At 63.9% G+C, this 20,709-nt stretch carries 18 protein-coding genes and 1 pseudogene; 11 read left to right on the plus strand and 8 right to left on the minus strand.

The window, feature by feature from the left end; all coding sequences use genetic code 11:
* The first annotated feature begins 1 nt into the window (after position 1).
* The 4 genes from AC3EMP_RS24180 to AC3EMP_RS24195 all read left to right on the plus strand — a co-directional run bounded on the left by AC3EMP_RS24180 (position 2) and on the right by AC3EMP_RS24195 (position 5,235).
* Positions 2-1,477, plus strand: a complete 1,476-nt coding sequence (locus AC3EMP_RS24180; RefSeq protein WP_352711550.1) for an ABC transporter substrate-binding protein — start codon at positions 2-4, stop codon at positions 1,475-1,477.
* A gap of 325 nt (positions 1,478-1,802) precedes the next feature.
* The gene (locus tag AC3EMP_RS24185; protein WP_023710755.1) at positions 1,803-2,750 is read left to right on the plus strand and encodes an ABC transporter permease; all 948 of its coding nucleotides are present in this window, start codon (positions 1,803-1,805) and stop codon (positions 2,748-2,750) included.
* Positions 2,747-3,616 (plus strand): ABC transporter permease, encoded by an 870-nt coding sequence (locus tag AC3EMP_RS24190; RefSeq protein ID WP_352711553.1) that lies wholly within the window; start codon positions 2,747-2,749, stop codon positions 3,614-3,616. The genes AC3EMP_RS24185 and AC3EMP_RS24190 overlap by 4 nt, the downstream gene beginning before the upstream one ends.
* A complete protein-coding gene (locus AC3EMP_RS24195) occupies positions 3,613-5,235 on the plus strand; it encodes an ABC transporter ATP-binding protein (protein ID WP_352711556.1) in 1,623 nt (540 codons plus the stop codon). Before AC3EMP_RS24190 ends, AC3EMP_RS24195 begins: the two co-directional genes overlap by 4 nt.
* Positions 5,236-5,350: 115 nt before the next feature.
* Here AC3EMP_RS24195 and AC3EMP_RS24200 read toward each other — a convergent pair whose 3' ends face one another.
* Positions 5,351-5,782 carry a TerB family tellurite resistance protein gene (locus AC3EMP_RS24200; protein WP_023691035.1) on the minus strand — a complete coding sequence of 144 codons (432 nt, stop codon included), beginning with the start codon at positions 5,780-5,782 and terminating at the stop codon, positions 5,351-5,353.
* Between the two features lie 196 nt (positions 5,783-5,978).
* Here AC3EMP_RS24200 and AC3EMP_RS24205 point away from each other — a divergent pair, with 196 nt between their 5' ends.
* The 3 genes and pseudogenes from AC3EMP_RS24205 to AC3EMP_RS24215 form a co-directional block, all read left to right on the plus strand.
* On the plus strand, positions 5,979-6,764 hold the full coding sequence (locus AC3EMP_RS24205; protein WP_023753415.1) for a TSUP family transporter: 786 nt from the start codon (positions 5,979-5,981) through the stop codon (positions 6,762-6,764).
* 52 nt (positions 6,765-6,816) lie between these two features.
* On the plus strand, positions 6,817-6,987 hold the full coding sequence (locus tag AC3EMP_RS24210) for a hypothetical protein (RefSeq protein WP_023670429.1): 171 nt from the start codon (positions 6,817-6,819) through the stop codon (positions 6,985-6,987).
* A gap of 98 nt (positions 6,988-7,085) precedes the next feature.
* Positions 7,086-7,304, plus strand: a pseudogene (locus AC3EMP_RS24215) (AraC family transcriptional regulator); the annotation flags it as partial.
* A 107-nt stretch (positions 7,305-7,411) separates the two neighbouring features.
* On the opposite strand, the gene AC3EMP_RS24220 reads toward AC3EMP_RS24215, so the two are convergent.
* Both AC3EMP_RS24220 and AC3EMP_RS24225 read right to left on the minus strand, forming a co-directional pair.
* Positions 7,412-8,887 (minus strand): cobyric acid synthase, encoded by a 1,476-nt coding sequence (locus AC3EMP_RS24220; protein WP_352711560.1) that lies wholly within the window; start codon positions 8,885-8,887, stop codon positions 7,412-7,414.
* 2 nt (positions 8,888-8,889) lie between these two features.
* Positions 8,890-9,498 carry a dimethylsulfonioproprionate lyase family protein gene (locus tag AC3EMP_RS24225; protein WP_352514122.1) on the minus strand — a complete coding sequence of 203 codons (609 nt, stop codon included), beginning with the start codon at positions 9,496-9,498 and terminating at the stop codon, positions 8,890-8,892.
* 149 nt (positions 9,499-9,647) lie between these two features.
* Here AC3EMP_RS24225 and AC3EMP_RS24230 point away from each other — a divergent pair, with 149 nt between their 5' ends.
* The 3 genes from AC3EMP_RS24230 (at position 9,648) to mmsB (ending at position 12,224) form a co-directional block, all read left to right on the plus strand.
* A complete protein-coding gene (locus AC3EMP_RS24230; RefSeq protein WP_023833830.1) occupies positions 9,648-10,817 on the plus strand; it encodes an isobutyryl-CoA dehydrogenase in 1,170 nt (389 codons plus the stop codon).
* 34 nt (positions 10,818-10,851) lie between these two features.
* Entirely contained in the window at positions 10,852-11,220 is a 369-nt protein-coding gene (locus AC3EMP_RS24235; RefSeq protein ID WP_023688137.1) for a four helix bundle protein, read from the plus strand.
* 119 nt (positions 11,221-11,339) lie between these two features.
* The gene (mmsB, locus tag AC3EMP_RS24240; RefSeq protein WP_023688136.1) at positions 11,340-12,224 is read left to right on the plus strand and encodes a 3-hydroxyisobutyrate dehydrogenase; all 885 of its coding nucleotides are present in this window, start codon (positions 11,340-11,342) and stop codon (positions 12,222-12,224) included.
* Positions 12,225-12,648: 424 nt separating this feature from the next.
* Here the strand turns inward: mmsB and AC3EMP_RS24245 are convergent, their stop codons facing one another.
* The 5 genes from AC3EMP_RS24245 to AC3EMP_RS24265 all read right to left on the minus strand — a co-directional run bounded on the left by AC3EMP_RS24245 (position 12,649) and on the right by AC3EMP_RS24265 (position 18,861).
* Positions 12,649-14,028 carry an aspartate aminotransferase family protein gene (locus AC3EMP_RS24245; protein WP_023706071.1) on the minus strand — a complete coding sequence of 460 codons (1,380 nt, stop codon included), beginning with the start codon at positions 14,026-14,028 and terminating at the stop codon, positions 12,649-12,651.
* 52 nt (positions 14,029-14,080) lie between these two features.
* Positions 14,081-14,203, minus strand: a complete 123-nt coding sequence (locus AC3EMP_RS24250; protein WP_023670422.1) for a hypothetical protein — start codon at positions 14,201-14,203, stop codon at positions 14,081-14,083.
* A gap of 32 nt (positions 14,204-14,235) precedes the next feature.
* Positions 14,236-16,305, minus strand: coding sequence for a prolyl oligopeptidase family serine peptidase (locus tag AC3EMP_RS24255; protein WP_023823065.1), 2,070 nt, complete (start codon positions 16,303-16,305; stop codon positions 14,236-14,238).
* 94 nt (positions 16,306-16,399) lie between these two features.
* Positions 16,400-17,557: an MFS transporter gene (locus AC3EMP_RS24260; RefSeq protein WP_023730703.1), complete on the minus strand. Its 1,158-nt coding sequence runs from the start codon at positions 17,555-17,557 to the stop codon at positions 16,400-16,402.
* 110 nt (positions 17,558-17,667) lie between these two features.
* The gene (locus AC3EMP_RS24265) at positions 17,668-18,861 is read right to left on the minus strand and encodes an MFS transporter (RefSeq protein ID WP_352713365.1); all 1,194 of its coding nucleotides are present in this window, start codon (positions 18,859-18,861) and stop codon (positions 17,668-17,670) included.
* A 270-nt stretch (positions 18,862-19,131) separates the two neighbouring features.
* Between AC3EMP_RS24265 and AC3EMP_RS24270 the strand changes: the two genes are divergently transcribed.
* The gene (locus AC3EMP_RS24270) at positions 19,132-20,709 is read left to right on the plus strand and encodes a trimethylamine methyltransferase family protein (protein ID WP_023753424.1); all 1,578 of its coding nucleotides are present in this window, start codon (positions 19,132-19,134) and stop codon (positions 20,707-20,709) included.

The raw sequence follows: 20,709 nt of genomic DNA on the forward strand, positions 1-20,709 counted from the left end.
GATGAAATTGTGGAAAACCATTCTTGCCGCCACGGTGCTGGCACTGGCCGGCAGTCAGGCATTTGCCGCACGCACCGACCTGGTGATCGGCATTCCGCTCGAGCCGCCGCATCTCGATCCGACCGCCGGTGCTGCCGCGGCGATCGACGAAGTGCTCTACGCCAACGTCTTCGAGGGCCTGACCCGCATCGGCCCGAATGGCGAAGTGCTGCCCGACCTTGCCGAGAGCTGGGCCATTTCCGACGATGGCAAGGTCTACACCTTCAAGCTGCACACCGGCGTCAAATTCCATGACGGCAGCGATTTCGACGCCGGCGACGTGAAGTTCTCGCTCGACCGCGCCCGTGCCGACAATTCCGTAAACGCGCAAAAGGCCCTGTTCGCCGCCATCGATACGGTCGAAGTCGTCGATCCGACAACGGTCAAGGTGACGCTGAAGAACCCGCAGGGGTCGTTCCTCTACAATCTGGGCTGGGGCGACGCGGTGATCGTGGCGCCGGAGAGCGCCGACACCAACAAGGAAAAGCCCATCGGCACCGGCCCGTTCAAATTCCAGAGCTGGGCCAAGGGCTCGTCGATCACGCTGGTCAAATCCGACAACTACTGGGGCGCTCCGGTATCCCTCGACAAGGCCGAATTCCGCATCGTTCCCGACGCCGCCGCCGCCGTGCCGGCGCTGCTCTCCGGCGACATCCAGGCTTTCCCTTTCTTCGATCCCGACAGCGTCGCGCAGGTCAAGGACGATCCGCGCTTCAAGGTGGTGATCGGCTCGACTGAGGGCGAGACCATTCTGGCGATCAACAACAAGAAGCCGCCTTTCGACAAGCTCGAGGTGCGGCAGGCAATTGCCTTCGCGCTCGACCGCAAGGCGATCATCGACGGCGCCTCGGCCGGCCTCGGCGTGCCGATCGGCTCGCACATGTCGCCGGCCAGCAAGGCCTATGTCGACCTCACCGGCCTCTATCCGCACAATGTCGACAAGGCCAAGGAACTGCTGAAGCAGGCCGGCCTGGAGAACGGCTTCAAGGCGATGCTGAAACTGCCGCCGCCTTCCTATGCGCGGCTTGGCGGCGAGATCATCGCTTCGCAGCTGCGCGATGTCGGCATCGACCTGGAAATCATTCCGGTCGAATGGGCGCAGTGGCTGGACCAGGTGTTCACCAAGAAGGATTACGACCTGACCATCGTCTCCCACACCGAGCCCAACGACATCGATATCTACTCGCGCAAGGACTACTACTTCAACTACGACAACCCCGCCTTCGACAAGATCATCGCCGAGCTGAACCTCACCTCCGACGACGCCAAGCGCAACACGCTGCTCGGCGAAGCACAGAAGATCCTGGCCGACGACGCCGTGGTCGGCTTCCTCTATGAACTGCCGAAGGTCGGCGTCTGGGACGCCAAGCTGCAGGGCCTGTGGGAGAATGCGCCGATCCAGGCGAATGATCTGACCAAGGTGAAGTGGACGGATTGAGGCGGCGGGCCAAAGGGCGGCGTTTGCGCTCCGTCACACCCCCCTCTGCCCTGCCGGGCATCTCCCCCGCAAGGGGGGAGATCGGGCTCTCATCTCCGCTTTCGCCTATCGCGAACGTTGAACGCTGGTCGACGACACAGAACCTGCTGATCTCCCCCCTTGCGGGGGGTGAGGAGTGGTCCGCGCAGCGGACGGAAAGCCAACTGCTTGGCTTTCCGAACAACGAACGCCCGAAGCGACAGCGAAGGGCCGGGTCCGGCAGGACAGAGGGGGGTGGGGGGGAACTCGACTTTCAAGGCGCAGCCGCACCGGGCGCCCCTCCACCATGACCGCCTACCTCCTCAAACGCCTCGCCATCGCCATCGCAACCTTGATCCTGGCCTCGATGGTCGTCTTCGCCGTGCTAGAAATCCTGCCCGGCGATCCGGCGCGGCTGATGCTTGGCCTCAACGCCAGCGCCGAGCAGGTCGAACTCCTGCGCAACCAGATGGGCCTCAACGCGCCGCTTCTCCTGCGCTACCTCCACTGGGTCGGCGGTCTGCTCAGCCTCGATTTCGGCCGCTCCTACACTTATTCAGTGCCGGTCATCGACCTTGTCCGCGAGCGCATGGCGGTTTCCCTGCCGCTGGCGCTGATCGCGCTGGCGCTGTCCACCATCATTGCCATCCCGGTCGGGCTCTATTCCGCCAGCCGGCGCGGGCGGGCCGGCGATACGATCGCCATGGGCGCCGCCCAGCTCGGCGTTGCCATCCCGAACTTCTGGTTCGCGCTGATGCTGATCTACCTCTTTGCCGTCTGGCTGCGGCTGGTGCCGGCCGGCGGCTTTCCCGGCTGGAGCGCCGGCGCCTGGCCGGCGCTGAAATCGCTGCTGCTGCCGGCCATCGCCCTCGCTCTGCCGCAGGCGGCGATCCTGGCGCGCGTTGCCCGCTCGGCGCTGATCGAGGTGCTGAACGAGGACTATATCCGCACCGCCCGCGCCAAGGGCCTGCCTTACCGCGCCGTGCTATGGCGGCACGCGCTGCGCAACGCGATGATCCCGGTTCTGACCATTCTGGGCCTGCAATTCGCCTTCCTGCTCGCCGGCACCATCATCATCGAGAACGTCTTTTATCTCCCCGGCCTCGGACGGCTGGTGTTCCAGGCGATCACTCAGCGCGACCTGATCGTGGTGGAAAGCATCGTCATGCTGCTGGTCGTCGCCGTCATTGCGGTCAACCTCGTCGTCGACGTCTCCTACGCCATCGTCGATCCGCGCCTTCGAGGCCGGCAATGACGCTGCACATCGACATCCCGCAGGAGACGTTGGGCAGCATTCTGGCCAAGGCCTTCCGCAACCGCTCCTTCCTCATCGGCTTCGCCATCACGGTGCTGGTGGCTGCAATAGCGGTCATCTCCTACGTCTGGACGCCCTACGACGTGGCCAAACTGGTGATCTCGGACAAGACGCTGGCGCCCTCTGCGGCGCACTGGTTCGGCACCGATCATTTCGGCCGCGACATCCTGTCGATGATCATGGTCGGCGCCCGCAACTCGATTGCCGTGGCGCTGGTCGCGGTCGGCATCGGCATGGGCGTCGGCGTGCCGCTCGGCGCCTTCGCCGCGGCGCGCGGCGGGTTGGTCGACGAGGCGCTGATGCGGCTGACCGACCTCGTCTTCGCCTTCCCGGCGCTGCTGTCGGCGATCATGATCACCGCCATCTTCGGACCGGGCGCAATCAACGCCATCATCGCCATCGGCATCTTCAACATCCCGGTGTTTGCGCGCGTCGCCCGCGCCGGCGCGCTGGCGATCTGGCCGCGCGAATTCATCCTCGCCGCCCGCGCCGCCGGCAAGAGCAAAGCGCAGATTACAACCGAGCACGTGCTGCCCAACATCGCCACGCTGCTTCTGGTGCAAGGCACCATCCAGTTCGCGCTTGGCATTTTGGCCGAAGCCGGCCTCTCCTATGTCGGCCTCGGCGCCCAGCCGCCAATGCCGAGCTGGGGCCGCATGCTGTTCGACGCTCAGACGCGCATGGTGGTGGCGCCTTGGATGGCCATCTTCCCCGGCATGGCCATCGTCGTCACGGTGCTTGGGCTCAATCTGCTCGGCGACGGCATCGCCGACATACTCGACCCGAAATCGCGGCGGCAGCGATGAGCCTGCTGCAGATGGAGAACCTGTCGCTGGCCATCGGCGACACGCCGATCCTGAAAGGGGTCGACCTCTCCGTCGCGCCCGGCGAGGTGATGGGGCTGGTCGGCGAATCCGGCTCGGGCAAATCGATGACGGCGCTGACCATCATGCAGCTTCTGCCGCATGCTGCGCGCGCCACCGGCCGCGTGACCTTCGACGGCATCGATATTCTGGCCGCAACCGAGGACCAGATGTGCGCGCTGCGCGGCGACGACATCGGCATGGTGTTCCAGGAGCCGATGACGGCGCTCAACCCCGTCAAGACCATCGGCGAGCAGGTCGCCGAAGGCATACGCTGGCACACTAGGGCAAGCCGTGCCGACGCCGAAGACCGCGCGCGCAAAATGCTCGACCGCGTCGGCCTGCCCGAGGCCAAATTCCCGCTGTCGCGCTATCCGCACGAATTGTCGGGCGGCCAGCGCCAGCGCGTCGTCATCGCCATTGCCTGCGCATTGAAACCCAAGCTGCTCATCGCCGACGAGCCGACCACGGCGCTCGACGTGGTGCTGCAGGCGCAGATCCTCGACCTCTTGCGCGGCCTTGTCAGCGAAAACCGCATGGGCCTGCTTCTGATCTCGCACGATCTCGCCGTCGTCACCGAAATGGCCGACCGCATCACCATCCTGCGTCATGGCGAGGTGATGGAAGCCGGCGACACCGCACGCACGCTATCGGAACAGCTGCATCCCTACACGCGCCAGCTGGCGCTGGCCTCCATGCACGTGCCCGCGCGCGCCAAGGTTCACGCCACCGGCCAGGGCAAACCGCTGCTTGAGGTCGAAGGCGTGACACGGGACTATCCGGGCCGGCGCACCTCCCTGTTCAAGTCAGCGGCTCCAATCCGCGCCGTCGACGACGTGTCCTTGTCGCTGGCGCCGGGCCAATCGGTGGCGCTGGTCGGCCGCTCCGGCTGCGGCAAGTCAACGCTTGCCCGCATGATCCTGGCGCTCGACAAATCGACATCGGGAACGATCCGCTTTCGCGGCGAGACCATCACCGGCAAAAGCGAGGCGGAGCTCAAAGCCGCGCGGCGCGACATGCAGGTGGTGTTCCAGGATCCCTACGGCTCTTTCGACCCGCGCAAGAAGGTCGAGAAACTGGTCGCCGAGCCGCTGCATGTACTGGAAAAGAAGCCGACACCGGCCGAGCGGCGCGAGATGGTGGCGCATGCGCTGCACGAGGTCGGCCTCGGCGTCAGCGACATGGACAAAAATCCGCATGAGTTTTCCGGCGGCCAGCGCCAGCGCCTGTCGATCGCCCGCGCCATTATCACCAGGCCGAAGCTGGTCGTCGCCGACGAGCCGGTCTCGGCGCTCGACGTCTCGATCCGCGCCCAGATCCTCGATCTGTTCGCAGAGCTCAACCAGAAGCTCGGCATCGCCTATCTCTTCATCACTCACGATTTGACCGTCGCCCGCGCCATCACCGATGAGGTGCTGGTCATGCATGACGGCAGGATCGTCGAGCGCGGCAAGACCGGCGACGTGCTCGATCATCCGCAGTCGGAGGCGGCCAGGGCGCTGGTCGCGGCTGCGCCCGATCTGCATCGGGCGATCGCTCACCGTATGCAGGAACAGGGGTGAGTGACCGGTTCGCGCAGCGAATTCATCGTGCCAGTGGCACGATGAAAGGTCACGAACGCTGGGACGCTGCGAAGCAGCGGGGACCCGGCCGGGCGGCCGTTGCCCCTGGTCTGCCTCACTCCTCCGGCTTCACCACATCGACCGGGCTGATGTCGAGCAAATCGAGCGTGCGGCGCAACAGCCGCACTTCGCTCTCTGCCAGTTTGGAATCGGCTTTGGCGATCTCCGCCATGTGGAGCGCCAGCAACTTGCGCCGTTCGACATCGAGATCGCGGAACAGCGCCATGGCTTGCGAACCGTTGGTCTCGTAGCCGAAATCATTGAGATATTCGATGACCGCGTCGATGCTGGTTTCCGGGATGCCGAAGGCGTCCTTGCAGATGCGCCGGAAGGCGACCATTTCGCTCTCCGAAACCGAGCCGTCGGCCAGGATCATGCGAAACAGCATCAAGAGTTCCGCCGACAGCACGGGGTCGTCGGCAACCTTGCGCACGCCGGGGTCACCATCGAAGATCGAGCGTATCTGGTCGAGCAATGCCATCGCCAACAGTGTCCCTTTCCCGAGCCCGCCCAGCGCACATGACCCAAAACTGCGCAGCGGTACTGAGATAATGACATGCACCACAGGAAATCCAAGCGCAACGCGCTTGGATGGACGTAGCGCGGAATCGGCCTTGCGCAAACCGGATGGCCATGAGAAGGCGCGGCACCACCTTTCCCGCCGGAATGTTCAGAAAATCCCGATGCTCGACCTCGCTACCCAGACCGTCATCATGCTTGCCTTCGCCGCCTTTGCAGCCGGCTTTGTCGATTCGATAGCCGGCGGCGGCGGGCTGATCACCATCCCGGCCCTGCTGCTTGCCGGCTTCCCGCCCGTCGCAGCACTTGGAACCAACAAGCTGCAGGGCATTTTCGGCACCGCTTCGGCGACCATCCACTACGCCATGAATGGCCATGTCGATCTGCGCCGACAGCTGCCATCGGCGCTTCTGGCCCTTGCCGGCAGTGCCGTCGGCGCCTTGCTGGCGGCATTCGTGCCGGGTGATCTCCTGCGAGCGCTGCTGCCGCTGCTTTTAATCGCCATCGCGATCTACTTCGCCGTGAAACCCAACATGAACGATGTCGACCGCGCCGAGCGCCTGTCGCCCTTCCTGTTCGGGCTGGTCATCGCCCCTTTGGTCGGCTTCTATGACGGGCTGTTCGGGCCGGGAGCCGGCTCCTTCTACATGCTGGCCTTCGTCAGCCTCGCCGGCTTCGGCGTGCTCAAGGCCACGGCACACACCAAGCTGCTCAATTTCGCCTCCAACATCGGCGGCTTCATCGTCTTTGCCGTCGCCGGCGTCGTCTGCTGGAAGATCGGGCTGATGATGGGCGTCGCCCAGTTCCTCGGCGCCCGGCTCGGCGCCAGCCTTGCCATCCGCATCGGCGCCCGGCTGATCAAGCCGCTGCTGGTGATCATCTGCCTGGCTCTGGCGGTGAAGCTGCTGGCCGACCCGGCGAACCCATTGCGCCAGCTGATTGGTGTATAAGCCTCACGCCTGATAGAGTGCCGTTGTACGAATCATGTTGGAGGGACCACACATGAATCTTAGTGCACCCACTCAGCTTGTTTTCATCATATCCCTTGTCATCGCCATCATCGGCGTGCTCGCCGCGCTTGGCGTTCTTGCGTTCATTCCTCTGGCTGCGGTGTGGATTGTCCTCATCGCATACATCGTGCTTGCCGCCGCCTGCCTGATGCGCGGCGCCTAGGCGCCCGCGACTTCTGCAATTCGAAGCGCCCGGTCAAAAGCCGGGCGCTTTTGCTTTGGATGCATGGTCCGTTAGGCTCTTCCGCGCGGAGGATGACCATGTCCGGCGAGACGGAGCGCCACGATCAACAGCACCGCCCGGTAGCCGACCGGTTCGAGATGGTGCGGCGCGCGCCGGGCCTGCGGCTGCAGAACGCGGTCACCGACATTTGTGGCTATCGCGAAACGGCGCCCGGCCATTTTCGCAATGTCGAATACGCCTCGCTCACCGTCCCGCTGGTGATCAGTTTCGCAGAATCCTTCGCCATCGGCCTTGGTCCTTCAGCGCCGCGTCGAAGGTCGGCGAAAGCGCCCGAACTTCGACATCCACGGAGTGGAAACGAAGCGGACGCGCAGACCCGAGGATGGCGAAACGGTGGACGGTCCTACCTTGCTAACCCAAAAATCGCATCGCAATCGAGATGGCGCTCCAGCTCGGTGGCGATCTCGTCCAGCGCTTTTTCCACGTCCGCGCGATAGTCGATGCCGCCGCCTTTCACGCCGAGGCTTTCCAGGAATCTCGCCCGGAAAGCGTCGGCGGAAAACAGGCCGTGCAGATAGGTGCCAAAAACCTTGCCGTCGGCGGAAATCGCACCGTCGTCGATGCCGTTGATCACAGCCGACGGCCGCGCCATGTCCGGCCCGGTGGTGCGGCCGAGATGAATTTCGTAGCCCTCGAGCGCCAGGCCGAACGGCACTGAGCGGGCGCTGACATTGCGCACCGTCTTTTCCGGTTCCATTACCGTCTCGATGTCGAGCAGGCCGAGTCCCTCGGCCTCGGTGACACTGCCCTCGATGCCATCGGGATCGCGCACCAGGCGGCCGAGCATCTGGAAACCGCCGCAGATACCGACGACATGGCCGCCGCGTTTGCGGTGCGCGAGGAGATCGCGATCCCAGCCATTCTCGCGGAACTTCATGAGATCGCCGATCGTCGATTTGGAACCGGGAATGACCACCAGGCCGGCATTCTCCGGCAAGCGCTGCCCCGGCGGCACGAACACCACTTCGACCTGCGGTTCGGCCTTGAGCGGATCGAGATCGTCGAAATTGGCGATGCGCGACAGCATCGGCACGGCGACCTTCAACGCCCGCTTCTCGCCCGACGTCAGGCGTTCGAGCACGACCGAATCCTCGGACGGCAATCGCGCCGCCGCCTTCAGCCACGGCACGACGCCAAAGCAGCGCCAGCCGGTGAAGCTTTCGATCGACCGGATGCCGTCGTCGAACAGCGAGACATCGCCGCGGAACTTATTGATGAGGTAGCCGACGATCATGCGCCTGTCTTCCTCCGGCAGGATCAGATGCGTGCCGGCGACCGAAGCGATGACGCCACCGCGGTCGATGTCGCCGACCAGAATCACCGGCACGTCGGCGCGTGTGGCAAAGCCCATATTGGCGATGTCGCGGCTGCGCAGGTTGATTTCGGCCGGCGATCCGGCGCCCTCGACGACGACCAGATCGGCGCCCTCACCGACCTTCGTCCAGGACTCCAGCACGGCGTCCATCAGCCCCGCTTTCATTGTCTGGTAGTCGCGCGCTCGCGCCTCGCCGAACACCTTGCCTTGCACGATCACCTGCGAACCGATGTCGCTCTGGGGTTTGAGCAGCACCGGATTCATATGCACGGTCGGCCGAACACCACACGCCAGCGCTTGCAGCCATTGCCCACGGCCAATCTCGCCGCCGCCGGGGCGGTTGTCGCCCGGAATGTCGGCGACGGCGGCATTGTTCGACATGTTCTGCGGCTTGAACGGCCTGACTTTCAGCCCGCGATTCCTGGCCGCGCGGCAGAGCCCCGCCACCAGCACCGTCTTGCCGACATCCGAACCCGTGCCTTGCAGCATGATCGCCTTGGCCATGCTCAGCCCCTGCCCTGCGCGCCGGAAACGGTCGATTTCTGCGCCAGCGGCCCGCCGCGCCAGATGTAGAGCGCCAGCAACGCTTCGCTGCCGGTGCGCATGGCATGGCTGACATTGGAGGCGTGATGGATAATTTCGCCCGCCTGGCGGGTGTGAAAGCCGCCTTCGCCCATGCGCCACTCGGTGCCGCCGGTCAGCGGAATGTAGATCTCCTCGGCAATGTGATGATGGTCGGGATAGGTGATGCCGGGCCCCAGGATCAGCAATCCGGCCGCGACCTCTTCATTGGCGAAATGGCCGCGCGTGCCAAACACCTCCAGCCAGCCGTAGTTCTGCAAGAACGCTTCACCAAAATCGCTCGCGTTGTAGGTCTGCCCCCAGCACAGATCGTCACGACGCTCCGCCAGCAGTTGCACCAGAGGCTGCGGGGCCGGCGGCGCCAGTTTGACAATGCGGTCGAGCAGACCAAGGCAAGGCAGCGGATGCGCTTCGAGCACGCGCGCCGTCATATTCCAGCCGATCCGGGTCACGGCGTCCCGCACCAGCGCGTTGTCCACGCCCCGGAGATAGGCATGGAAGCGGTCGAGCAATTCGTCGAAATATGTCGGCACGCAATGCTCCGTTGATCCATTCATGCACAGCGGCTGCGCGGCGAGCCGGGTTGCGCGGCGGCATCATTGGTCTAGATTGAGCGGCGCGCAAAGCCAAAAACAACAGGCCAGCAAGCCAACCCCAGCTGGGGAAACACAGGGAGCACGCCATGGACGCCGCGGTCGATGCGAGCACCAGTCAGTTCGAACTCAATGAGGAGCAGCGCGCCATCCAGGAGATGGCACAGGCCTTCGCCGCCGATCGCGTTGCGCCCAATGCGCTCGAATGGGACCGGGCAAGACACTTTCCCGCCGATGTAATCCGCGAGACCGGCCCGCTCGGCCTCGGCGGCATCTATGTCAGGGACGATGTCGGCGGCTCGGCGCTCGGCCGGCTCGACGCCGTGCTGATCTTCGAGGCACTGTCGCACGCCGATCCGGCGTTTTCCTCCTTCATCTCGATCCACAATATGGCGGCGTCGATGATCGACCGCTTCGGCGACGACGAGCAGCGCCAACGCTTCCTGCCGAAGCTGACCTCGATGGAATGGCTGGCGAGCTACTGCCTGACCGAGCCGGGCTCAGGCTCGGATGCCGCGGCGCTGAAGACGCGCGCGGTGAAGAGCGGCGACGACTATGTGCTTAACGGCGCCAAGCAGTTCATCTCCGGGGCCGGCGACAGCGACCTCTATGTCGTCATGGCGCGCACCGGCGCCGACGGGCCGAAGGGCATTTCCACCTTCGTCGTGCCGAAGGATGCGCCCGGCCTGTCCTTCGGCGCCAACGAGCACAAGATGGGCTGGCACATGCAGTCGACCCGCCAGGTGATCTTCGAGGACTGCAAGGTGCCGGCTGCAAACCTGCTGTCGGGGGAAGGCGCAGGTTTCGGCATCGCCATGGCCGGCCTTGACGGCGGCCGCCTCAATATCGCTGCCTGTTCGCTCGGCGGCGCGCAATCTGCGCTCGACAAGGCGCTGTCCTATACCGCCGAGCGCAAGGCTTTCGGCTCGAAGATCAACCAGTTCCAGGCGCTGCAGTTCAGGTTGGCCGACATGGAGACCGAATTGCAGGCAGCGCGGATCTTTCTCTACGCCGCCGCCTCGAAACTCGACCGCAAGGCGTCGGATGCCGGCAAATGGTCGGCCATGGCCAAGCGCTTCGTCACCGACATCGGCTTCAACGTCGCCAACGAGGCGCTGCAGCTGCATGGCGGTTATGGCTATCTTCATGATTACGGTATCGAAAAACTGGTGCGCGACCTGCGCGTCCACCAGATCCTCGAAGGCACCAACGAGATCATGCGCGTCATCATCGCGCGGGCGTTGATCGGACGGCAGTAGGCAGTAGGCAGTAGGCAGTAGGCAGTAGGCAAAGATGACCGGCAAGGTCAACTCGTACAAGGATCTTATCGTATGGCAGCAGGCGATGGATCTGGCTATCAGCACCTACTCATTGACCAAGACATGGCCCAAAGAGGAATTATATGGGCTGACCAGCCAAATCCGCCGTTCAGCAACCTCTATCCCTGCAAACATCGCGGAAGGCTATGGCCGAGACAACCGAGGCTCCTATCAGCAATTTCTCAGGATAGCCCAAGGCTCGCTTAAGGAGTTCGAGACACACCTCCAAATCGCTCAACGCATTGGCGTTGCCACGCATGGGCAAGCTGAGCACCTGCTTCTGGCGGCCGAGGCCATCGGAAAAATGCTTCGCCAACTTATTCTCAAACTCGCACCCGAATAGGTCGCCCTACTGCCTACTGCCTACTGCCTACTGCCTACTGCCTACTGCCTACTGCCTACTGCCTACTGCCTACTGCCTACTGCCTACTGCCTACTGCCTACTCATCATGGAGCACCACTATGACCACTGTCGCCTTCATCGGCTTGGGTAATATGGGCAATCCTATGGCCGCCAATCTGGTCAAGGCGGGTCATACGGTACATGGCTTCGACCTGATGCCGGAGAACCTGACCGTCGCGCGCGAGCATGGTGTCACCGTCATGGCTAATGCTGTTGCCGCGGTGAAGGACGTCGATGTCGTGATCACCATGCTTCCCGCCGGCAAGCACGTGCTCTCGGTCTACGAGGACATCGCACCCAAGGCCAAACCAGGCGCCCTGTTCATTGATTCCTCGACCATCGATGTCGAGTCGGCCCGCAAGGCGCATGCCGTAGCAAGGAAGCACGGGCTGCATTCGATCGACGCCCCCGTCTCCGGCGGCACCGGCGGTGCTGCTGCGGGAACGCTGACCTTCATGGCCGGCGGCGCCAAGGATGCCTTCGCCAAGGCCGAACCGGTCCTGAAGCCGATGGCAGGCCGCATCGTCCATTGCGGTGACGACGGCGCCGGTCAGGCAGCCAAAATCTGCAACAACATGATGCTCGGCATTTCGATGATCGGCGTCGCAGAGGCCTTCGTGCTGGCCGAAAAGCTCGGCCTCTCGCATCAGGCCCTGTTCGACGTTGCCTCGACTTCGTCGGGCCAGTGCTGGTCGCTGACCACCTATTGCCCGGTGCCGGGTCCCGTGCCGGCCTCACCCGCCAACCGCGACTACAAACCGGGCTTTGCCGCGGCACTCATGCTGAAGGACCTGAAACTGGCGCAGGAGGCGGCCCAAAGCGCCGGCGCGGTGACGCCAATGGGGGCCGAAGCGGCCCAGCTTTATGCGCTGTTCAACGCCCAGGGAAATGGCGGATCGGATTTTTCCGGCATCATAAATTTCCTTCGCGGCAGTTCTCTATAAGTTTCGAATTTGGCAGCGCTTTTCTCGATTTTTATTGCGCGGAAAAATTGCAAATTTAGATTTGCTTAAGCTCTCGATAACCCGGCGGTAACGATGTGCCTATATAACGGATAGCGAGGCGGACATATCGCATCCGCCCGGCGCTCCGGATCAGGTCTCGCGTACCGGAGCCCGTAAGTTTCGCAAGTGTATTGTTGGCGAAATGCCATGCGTATCTGGCAAAGCCGCGTTCCGATGGAGCGCGGTTTTTGCGTTTTGCAGTCCTATACTGTTCGATCTGAATTATATTCCGATTGCAGCGTTCGGAATTGCCTGATGGTCTTCATTGACCAGCACGATCGGTGCGCTGACCCCTTCGACCCTGACGATAAGCAGGCGCACAGTCCGGGCGCCCTGATTGCAAGGCGTCCGGCTGTCGTTCCATCTACTTCTTGCGCAAATCCGCTTGCGCCAGATCCAGCGCTTTGGCGATGCGATCGCAAGCCATGTCGATCGTCGCGCGGGTCCAGATCAGCGGCGGCGACAGGATCATCGTGTCGCCGGTGGCGCGCAGCATCAGGCCTTGCGCGATGGCGTGGTCGCGGACGGTGACGGCGGCACTGCCCGCCGGCAGGAAGCGCTCCTTGGTCGCCTTGTCCTTGACGATCTCGACCGCGCCCATCAGCCCGATCGATCGCACCTCGCCGACCAGTTCGTGGCCGGCAATGCGCTCCTGCAGCGCCTGGGCGAAGTAAGGTCCAGTGTCGTTCCTGACCCTGTCGACCAGGCCTTCTCGCTCCATGATCTCGAGATTCTTCAGCGCCACCGCGCAGGCCACCGGGTGACCCGAATAGGTATAGCCGTGGTAGAATTCGCCGCCCTTTTCGACCAGCGTCGCCGCGATACGGTCGCCGACCAGCAGCGCCGACAGCGGCTGATAGCCCGAGGTCAGTGCCTTGGCCGTGGTGATGGTGTCGGGCTCGATGCCGAAGGTCTGCGCCGCAAACCATTCGCCGGTGCGGCCATAGCCGGTGATGACCTCGTCCAGCATCAAAAGCACATCGTATTTGCGGCAGATGCGCTGCACTTCCGGCCAATAGCTCATCGGCGGTATTTTCACCCCGCCCGCTCCCATCACCGGCTCGCCGATGAAGGCAGCCACCTTGTCGGCGCCGGCCTCCAGAATGGCATCCTCGACCGCCTTGGCCGCGCGCAGGCCGAAATCATGGTCGCTTTCGCCAGGCAGCGCCAACTCATAGGCATAGGGCATCATCACATGGACGATGTTGGGAACCGCCCCGCCGAGCTGCTTGTGCATCAAATCCATGCCGCCGAGCGACGTGCCGGCGACGGTCGAGCCGTGATAGGCCGACTTGCGCGAGATGATGCGGTTCTTCTCCGGTTTGCCTTCCAGCACCCAATAGTGGCGCACGAGCCGCAGCGCCGTGTCGTTGGCCTCCGAGCCGGAGGAGCCGTAAAACACCTGGGCGATGCCCTTGGGCGCCAGCTCGGCCAGCTTCTTCGACAGCAGCACGGGCGTCGGCGTCGAGCATTTGAAGAAGGAATTATAGTAGGGCAATTCCTTCATCTGCGCGTAAGCGGCGTCGGCCAGCTCGTCGCGGCCATAGCCGACATTGACGCACCACAGCCCGGCCATGCCGTCGAGTATTTCGGTGCCGTCGGCATCGTAGATGAACGGGCCGTTGGCGTGGGTGATGATGCGCGAGCCGGTCTCGCGCAATTCCTTGTGGTCGGTGAAGGGATGCAGATGATGCGCGGCGTCAATCTGCTGAAGCTGCTTCAGCGAATAATTCTGGTAAGTCATGGGTTTGCTCTTTCCTCTGGAATCAAACCGGCAAGCTGCCGGGGCGACTTCGTCAGAGGACGGCGGGCGGCGAATAGCCGATGCGGGCGCACAGCCTGAGCAGTTCGGCGCGCAGCGTGCGCGGCGACGGTGTCACCGCGACCCCGAAGGCGCCGGATGTGCTCATGTAGACCATGGCGGCAGTCTATGCCGCCCGAGGCCCGGAATTCAAGCGGTGCCGCTCAATACCCTTTGCAGGAACACGTATTTCATGGCGGTTTGCGCCGCTTGCGGCCGGCGGTCGCCGCGACCGCCATGGCCGCCTTCCGTCTCCTCGAAGAACAACGTCTTGCCGTGACCTGCTTCCTGCAGCTTCGCCGCCATCTTGCGGGCGTGGCCGGGATGGACGCGGTCGTCGGCGGTCGATGTCGTGAGCAGCACCGGGGGATAGACGGCATCGGCCGAGACATGATGGTACGGCGAATAGGCGGCGAGCCACTTGGCTTCTTCCGGTTTTGCCGGATCGCCATATTCGCCGATCCACGAGGCGCCTGGCGGCAGTTCGGTGTAGCGCAGCATGTCGAGCAGCGGCACCTCGATGATGACGGCGCCGAACAGTTCGGGATGCTGCGTCAGGGAAACGCCGGTAAGCAGGCCGCCATTCGAGCCGCCCTGGATGCCGAGGGAAGCAGCCGTGGCTATGCCGCGCCTGACGACGTCCTGCGCCACCGCGGCGAAATCGTCGAAGGCAGTCTGGCGATTGCCCTTCAGCGCCGCCTGATGCCAGGCCGGCCCAAACTCGCCGCCGCCGCGAATGCAGGCCTGCACATAGGCATTGCCCTTCTCCAGCCACAGCCTGCCGCGCACGCCGGCATAGCCGGGCAGCAGCGGTATTTCGAAGCCGCCATAACCATAGAGAAGCGTCGGTACCGGACCCTTCTGGTCGCGCCGCCTGACGACGAAATACGGGATCATGGTGCCGTCCTTCGAGCGCGCCTCGAACTGTTCCGAGACCAGCGGCGCGGCGTCGAACCGCGCCGGCTGCGATTTCACGGTGGCCAGCGTCACCCCGTCATCGTCCGACCAGATGATCGAACTCGGCGTCAGGAAATCGGTGAAGGAGAAGGAGACGCTGGAACCGAAATGCTCGGCATGCGCGATGCCGACATTGCCGTTCTCGGGCAGCGCCACCGGCTTCAGCGACCAGCGGTCGCCGCTGCGCTCGGCGACAACGACCTTGCCGCGCACATTGTCCATCAGATTGATGAACAGCCGGTCCTGAGTGCGGGCAATGCCGGCGACCGAAACACGGTGCGCTGGCGCGAGCATGGTTTCAACAGGGCCCAGGTCGCCGGTGTCCATCCAGTGTTCGAAATCGAAGGAATAGAGGCCGTCCGGCAAGCACTCAGTGCCGCCCGGCGCCGTCCATGGGCTGCGCACCCCGAACACGAACCGGCCCTTGAACAGCGCGGTGTCGGTGACATCGTCCGGCAGCGGGATGCGCCGGTTTTCGCCCGACGGCAGGCGCAGAAAACTGTGCGAGGAGAAGAAGGCGATCGTGCGGGCCAGAAACAAATACTGCCTGTCGCCATCATGCTCGACCCCCGCGCCGGCCGCGAGATCCTGCTTCTCGGCCTCGAAGATCGGCGTCGCCTCCTCCAACCGGGTGCCGCGCTTCCACAGCTTGACGACGCGCGGATAACCGGACTGGGTCTTGTCGTCTTCATCGAAGGCAGCCGAGACAATGACCGTGTCCCTGTCCAGCCAGGAAAAGCCGGATTTCGAGGCGGGAGCGCGGAAGCCGCCCTCGATGAATGATTTGGTCTCGATGTCGAATTCGCGCATCTCGCTCGCATCGCCGCCATCCGGCGACATCGCCACCAGGCAAAGGTTGAAATCGGGGTAAAGGCGGCTGGCGCCGCTGAACACCCACTTCACCCCCTCCTTGGCCGACAGCACGTCGAAGTCGATGATCGTCTCCCACACAGGCTTCTCGGTCTTGTAGGAAGCAACCGTCGTGCGGCGCCAGAGGCCGAGCACATTGGTCTTGTCCTGCCAGAAATTATAGACTTGGCCGTTGAGCGCGGCACCGACCGCAATGTTGTCCTCGGCCGTCATCAGGTCGAGCGCCGTCTCGAAGGCCGCCTGGTAGGACGGATCGCCCTGTAGTTCGGCCACGGTGATCTGGTTCTGGCGATGCACCCAGTCGAGCGATTCCTTGCTGGTCCGGTCCTCCAGCCAGAGGAACTTGTCCTCCGCGGTGGCATCCGTCTGGCGTTTTGTCGTCGATTGGGTCACGCATGGTCTCCAGGCTAGTGGCGGGCAGCCCTGCCTACATCGCGTTGCAAGCGGTTTTATTCAAGATGGTACGTCAGGTCATCGGGGGAATGCGTCAAACCATCCGCCGGCGCAGGACCGTGGCCACAGCCAGTGCCAGACAAATCGCGCCCAGCGTGATCGGCAGACCGGAGGCGCCGATCACATCCATGACGCCACCCGCCAGCGGCGGCACCACGATGCCGCCGATGCCCCACATCAGGGAGAAGGCGGCATTGCCGGCGACCAGCGCCGAGCCGGTAAAGCGCTCGCCGAGCTCGATGATCGACATGGTGTAGATGCCATAGGAGACCGCGCCCCAGATAAAGACGCAAGGCCAGATCAGCGGCGTCTCGATGAGCAGCGGCAACAGGGCGCAGCCCAGCACCGTCACCACGACGCAGATGAATCGCACCAGACGCGCCGTCAGCCGTTCCGCCAGCAAGCCGAGCGGCACCTGCATGGCGATGTTGCCTGCGATCATCACCGACAGCAGCGCCGACATGCGCGCTTCCGCGATGCCATAGTGCGTGCCGTAGACCGGCAGCAGCGCCAGCACGCCCTGTTCGAAACCGGCGGCAACGACCACCGCCGACAGCAATAGCCATGCCAGTGGCATGAAGCCCATGACCGAAACCCTGCGCCCGGCTTCGTCGACCTTCGGCAGTTGCGGCAGCACCAGCGCCAGGCAGGCGCCGCAGAAGATGAAGGCGGCGATCCCCACCAGGAATGGCGGCCATCCCACGGTGCCGACAACGAGCAGGCAGAGCGGCCCGGCAGCGAAGCCGGCCGAGATGATGGTTGAATAGACACCCATGACGCGACCGCGGCGCGATGGCGGCGCCAGTGCAATGACCCAGATTTCGCTCAAGACATAGAGCGGGTTGGTCACCACCCCGATCAAGAAGCGCAGCGGAAACCACAGATAGACATTCTGGGTCCAGCCGATCAGCGCAAGCACAATAGCCGAAAGCGCCGCGCAGGTAAGCGCGGTGCGCCCTGCCCCGAACCGGCGCGCCAGTGCCGGGATCAGCGGCGACGAGACAATGAAGCCGATCGGCGTCATTGCCGCCGAGAGCCCGATGATGGCCGGCGAAACGCCTTGGCGTTGCAGAATGAAGCTCAGCAGCGGATAGGACAGGCCTTGCGCGATGGCGAACACCGAGACGGTCGCGATCACGCCGCTGATCGCCGCCCACTGCATCTTCTCGTTGTCAGCTTCCGCCAGGTTCATCATTGGCACCTAAACCAGGCTCAGGACTAGCTTTTCTGTCCGACGCGGGTAAGCCCCGCCCCGGTAAAAACCGTTTGCTCCAGACAAGGCCTGTCATGAGTTTGGGCCTGTCAGGAGTTTTTGGGCCTGTCAGGAGTTTGGCGCTTGAACGATCGGTAAAGCGCGAAGCTCACCAGCAGCGCGTCGAGTCCGGCGATCACCACCGGCAGGCCGAGCGGACCGATGACCTGCATCAGCGCACCGGCGCCGGGCGGGCCGACAATGCCGCCGGCGCCCCACATCAAGGCAAAGGCGGCGTTACCGGCGACCAGCACGGTTCCCTTGAAGCGGCTGCCGAGCTCCACCAGCGCCATGGTGTAGACGCCATAGCCGACCGCTCCCATGACGAGAAGGACGAGCCAGATCGCCGGCGTCGTGATCAGCAACGGCAGCAAAACCGCGCAGGTCGTTGTCGCCAACGCACAGAAGATGATCATCGCCCGCCCGCCGAAACGCTCGGCCAGCAGGCCGAGCGGGATTTGCAGGAAGATGTTTCCCAGCGACAGTGCCATCACCAGGGCCGCCAGCGTCCTTTCGGGCAGGCCATAGGCAGCACCGAAGACCGGCATCAATGCGTAGGTGCCCTGCTGGACCGCCGCCGAAACCAGCACGGCAAACAACAGCGCCGGCGCCAGCCTGGCGAAACCGAAAAAGCCGCCGGGCAATTGGCCGTCATCCTCGAAGCCGGCGAGGCTTGAGGAAACAGCACGAAGGATCGCGGCGCACAGGATGAAGCCGGCCATGCCGACCAGGAAAGGAACCCAGCCCGATATCCCTACCGCGGTCAGGACCAAAGGCCCCGCAGCATAGCCAGCGCCCAGCACGGTGTTGAATGCCCCCATCACCCTGCCGCGGCGCGACGGCGGCGCCAGCGACAGCGCCCATACTTCGCCCAGTATATAGAGCGGGTTGATGACGATACCGATGATGAAGCGGATGACGAACCAGCCCACCCAGTCCTGCAGGTAGCCGATGCCGAGGAAGCACAGCGCCCCAATCAATGAGCAACCCACAGCCAGGTTGCGCGCGCCGACCAGCCGAATGGCTGCGGGCACGAACGAGGCCGAAAGGATCAGGCCAAGCGGCATCATCGCTGCCGACAAGCCGATCAGCGCCGGCGACATGCCTTGCTTCTGCATCAGCAGCGTAAACAGCGGCGAGCTCAGCCCTTGCGCCGCACCGAACATCGCGAGGGCGGCAGTTACGCCGGCAAGCGCCGCCCATTGCGTCCCCGCTTCGCCATCGCTCGAACCGGTCGCAGCCATGATGCCTTCCACATGAATTGCCGGCCCATCCAGCGGCAAACCACTGAGCTAGCGGTTCGATTTAGGAAAGGAAGGGCCGCGCCTGAAATCCCCTTGCGCCAAGAGCCGCAGTGGGCGCGTCCTGTCCGCTAATCCCCGGCAAGGTTGTCAACTATCGGACTGCCGTTCGGGCATGTCGCTTCCCTCGTCCTAGTGGTCGCCGCCTCCGCAATGGCCGGACAGCCGCCGGTCCATTATGCCGCCCGCTACCAGCATCGTACGAGGACCATCATGACCGCCGCCCTGCATCCAGCCGAACCGCCTTTGGCAACTGACCGGGCCCGTCGCGGTGGCCGTGCGGGCAAGCGCGCCGGCGGCTCGGCCGCCTTCGAACAGCCGGCTTTTCGGCAACTGAGAAATCCGCTAACGCCGACCAAGCTGGTCTCTGACGACGAGCTGGAATCGATCCACCTCGCCTCGCTGCGCGTCTTGAGGGAAATAGGCGTCGACGTGCTGCATGACGAAGCGCGCCGCATGATGAAGGAAAACGGCGCCGATGTCCGCGAGGGCAGCGAGCGCGTGCGCTTCGACAGCGACATGATCCTCGATCTCATCTCCAACTGCCCGTCGGAATTCACGCTCCATGCCCGCAACCCGGCGCACAATGTGCGCTTCGGCGGCAACAATGTGATCCTGTCGATGATGGCGTCGGCACCGAACTGCTCCGACCTCGATCGCGGCCGCCGTCCGGGCAACCAGCAGGACTACCGCAACTTCCTGCGCCTGGCACAGATGCACAACATCCTGAACTGCACCGGCGGTTATCCGGTCGAGCCGACCGACATCCATCCTTCCGTGCGCCACCTCGAATGCATCCGCGACCTCGCCACGCTGACCGACAAGGTGTTCCACATCTATTCGCTCGGCAAGGAGCGCAATGTCGACGGCATCGAGATCGCCAGGATCGCCCGCGGCATCAGCCATGAGCAGATGCTCGAAGAGCCGTCCGTCTTCACCATCATCAACACCAATTCGCCGCTGAAACTGGATGTGCCGATGATGGAAGGCATCATCCAGATGTCGAGCAAGGGTCAGGTCGTCGTCATCACGCCCTTCACCCTGTCCGGCGCGATGGCGCCGGTGACCATCGCCGGTGCGCTGGTGCAGCAAAATGCCGAGGCGCTGTCCGGCATCGCCTTTGCCCAGATGGTGAGAAAGGGCGCGCCGGTTGGCTATGGCGGCTTCACCTCGAATGTCGACATGAAGTCAGGCTCGCCGGCCTTCGGCACGCCTGAATATATGAAGGCGCAGCTTGTCGGCGGCCAGCTTGCCCGCCGTTACAAGATCCCCTACCGCACCTCCAATACCTGCGCCGCCAACACCGTCGACGCGCAGGCAGCCTATGAAAGCGTGTTCTCGCTGTGGGGCGCCATCCAGGGCGGCGGCAATCTGATGATGCACGGCGCCGGCTGGCTCGAAGGCGGCCTGCGCTGTTCCTACGAGAAGACCATGCTGGACATCGACCTGTTGCAGATGGTGGCCGAGTTCCTCACCCCGCTCGACCTGTCCGACGAAGCGCTCGGCTTCGACGCCATCCAGTCGGTCGGCCCCGGCGGCCATTTCTTCGGCACCCAGCACACGCAGGACCGCTACAAGACAGCCTTCTACTCGCCCATCCTCTCCGACTGGCGCAATTTCGAGACCTGGGCCGAAGCCGGATCGCCGACCGCGCTGGAAAAGGCCAACAAGGTCTGGAAGGAGCGGCTGGCATCCTACGAGGAACCCTATATGGACCCGGCGATCCGCGAAGAGCTCAACGACTTCGTCGAAAAGCGCACGGCCGAAGGCGGCGCGCCGACCGATTTTTGA

The organism is Mesorhizobium sp. P160219, assembly GCF_057786095.1.

What these genes read in the sequence shown, in the direction of transcription:
- AC3EMP_RS24185 (WP_023710755.1), top strand. Translation starts at nt 1,803, where the DNA reads ATGACCGCCTACCTCCTCAAACGCCTCGCCATCGCCATCGCAACCTTG.
- AC3EMP_RS24235 (WP_023688137.1), top strand. Translation starts at nt 10,852, where the DNA reads ATGACCGGCAAGGTCAACTCGTACAAGGATCTTATCGTATGGCAGCAG.
- AC3EMP_RS24265 (WP_352713365.1), bottom strand. Translation starts at nt 18,861, where the DNA reads ATGGCTGCGACCGGTTCGAGCGATGGCGAAGCGGGGACGCAATGGGCG.
- AC3EMP_RS24210 (WP_023670429.1), top strand. Translation starts at nt 6,817, where the DNA reads ATGAATCTTAGTGCACCCACTCAGCTTGTTTTCATCATATCCCTTGTC.
- AC3EMP_RS24260 (WP_023730703.1), bottom strand. Translation starts at nt 17,557, where the DNA reads ATGAACCTGGCGGAAGCTGACAACGAGAAGATGCAGTGGGCGGCGATC.
- AC3EMP_RS24250 (WP_023670422.1), bottom strand. Translation starts at nt 14,203, where the DNA reads ATGGTCTACATGAGCACATCCGGCGCCTTCGGGGTCGCGGTGACACCG.
- AC3EMP_RS24230 (WP_023833830.1), top strand. Translation starts at nt 9,648, where the DNA reads ATGGACGCCGCGGTCGATGCGAGCACCAGTCAGTTCGAACTCAATGAG.
- AC3EMP_RS24220 (WP_352711560.1), bottom strand. Translation starts at nt 8,887, where the DNA reads ATGGCCAAGGCGATCATGCTGCAAGGCACGGGTTCGGATGTCGGCAAG.
- mmsB (WP_023688136.1), top strand. Translation starts at nt 11,340, where the DNA reads ATGACCACTGTCGCCTTCATCGGCTTGGGTAATATGGGCAATCCTATG.
- AC3EMP_RS24245 (WP_023706071.1), bottom strand. Translation starts at nt 14,028, where the DNA reads ATGACTTACCAGAATTATTCGCTGAAGCAGCTTCAGCAGATTGACGCC.
- AC3EMP_RS24180 (WP_352711550.1), top strand. Translation starts at nt 2, where the DNA reads ATGAAATTGTGGAAAACCATTCTTGCCGCCACGGTGCTGGCACTGGCC.
- AC3EMP_RS24190 (WP_352711553.1), top strand. Translation starts at nt 2,747, where the DNA reads ATGACGCTGCACATCGACATCCCGCAGGAGACGTTGGGCAGCATTCTG.
- AC3EMP_RS24270 (WP_023753424.1), top strand. Translation starts at nt 19,132, where the DNA reads ATGACCGCCGCCCTGCATCCAGCCGAACCGCCTTTGGCAACTGACCGG.
- AC3EMP_RS24195 (WP_352711556.1), top strand. Translation starts at nt 3,613, where the DNA reads ATGAGCCTGCTGCAGATGGAGAACCTGTCGCTGGCCATCGGCGACACG.
- AC3EMP_RS24205 (WP_023753415.1), top strand. Translation starts at nt 5,979, where the DNA reads ATGCTCGACCTCGCTACCCAGACCGTCATCATGCTTGCCTTCGCCGCC.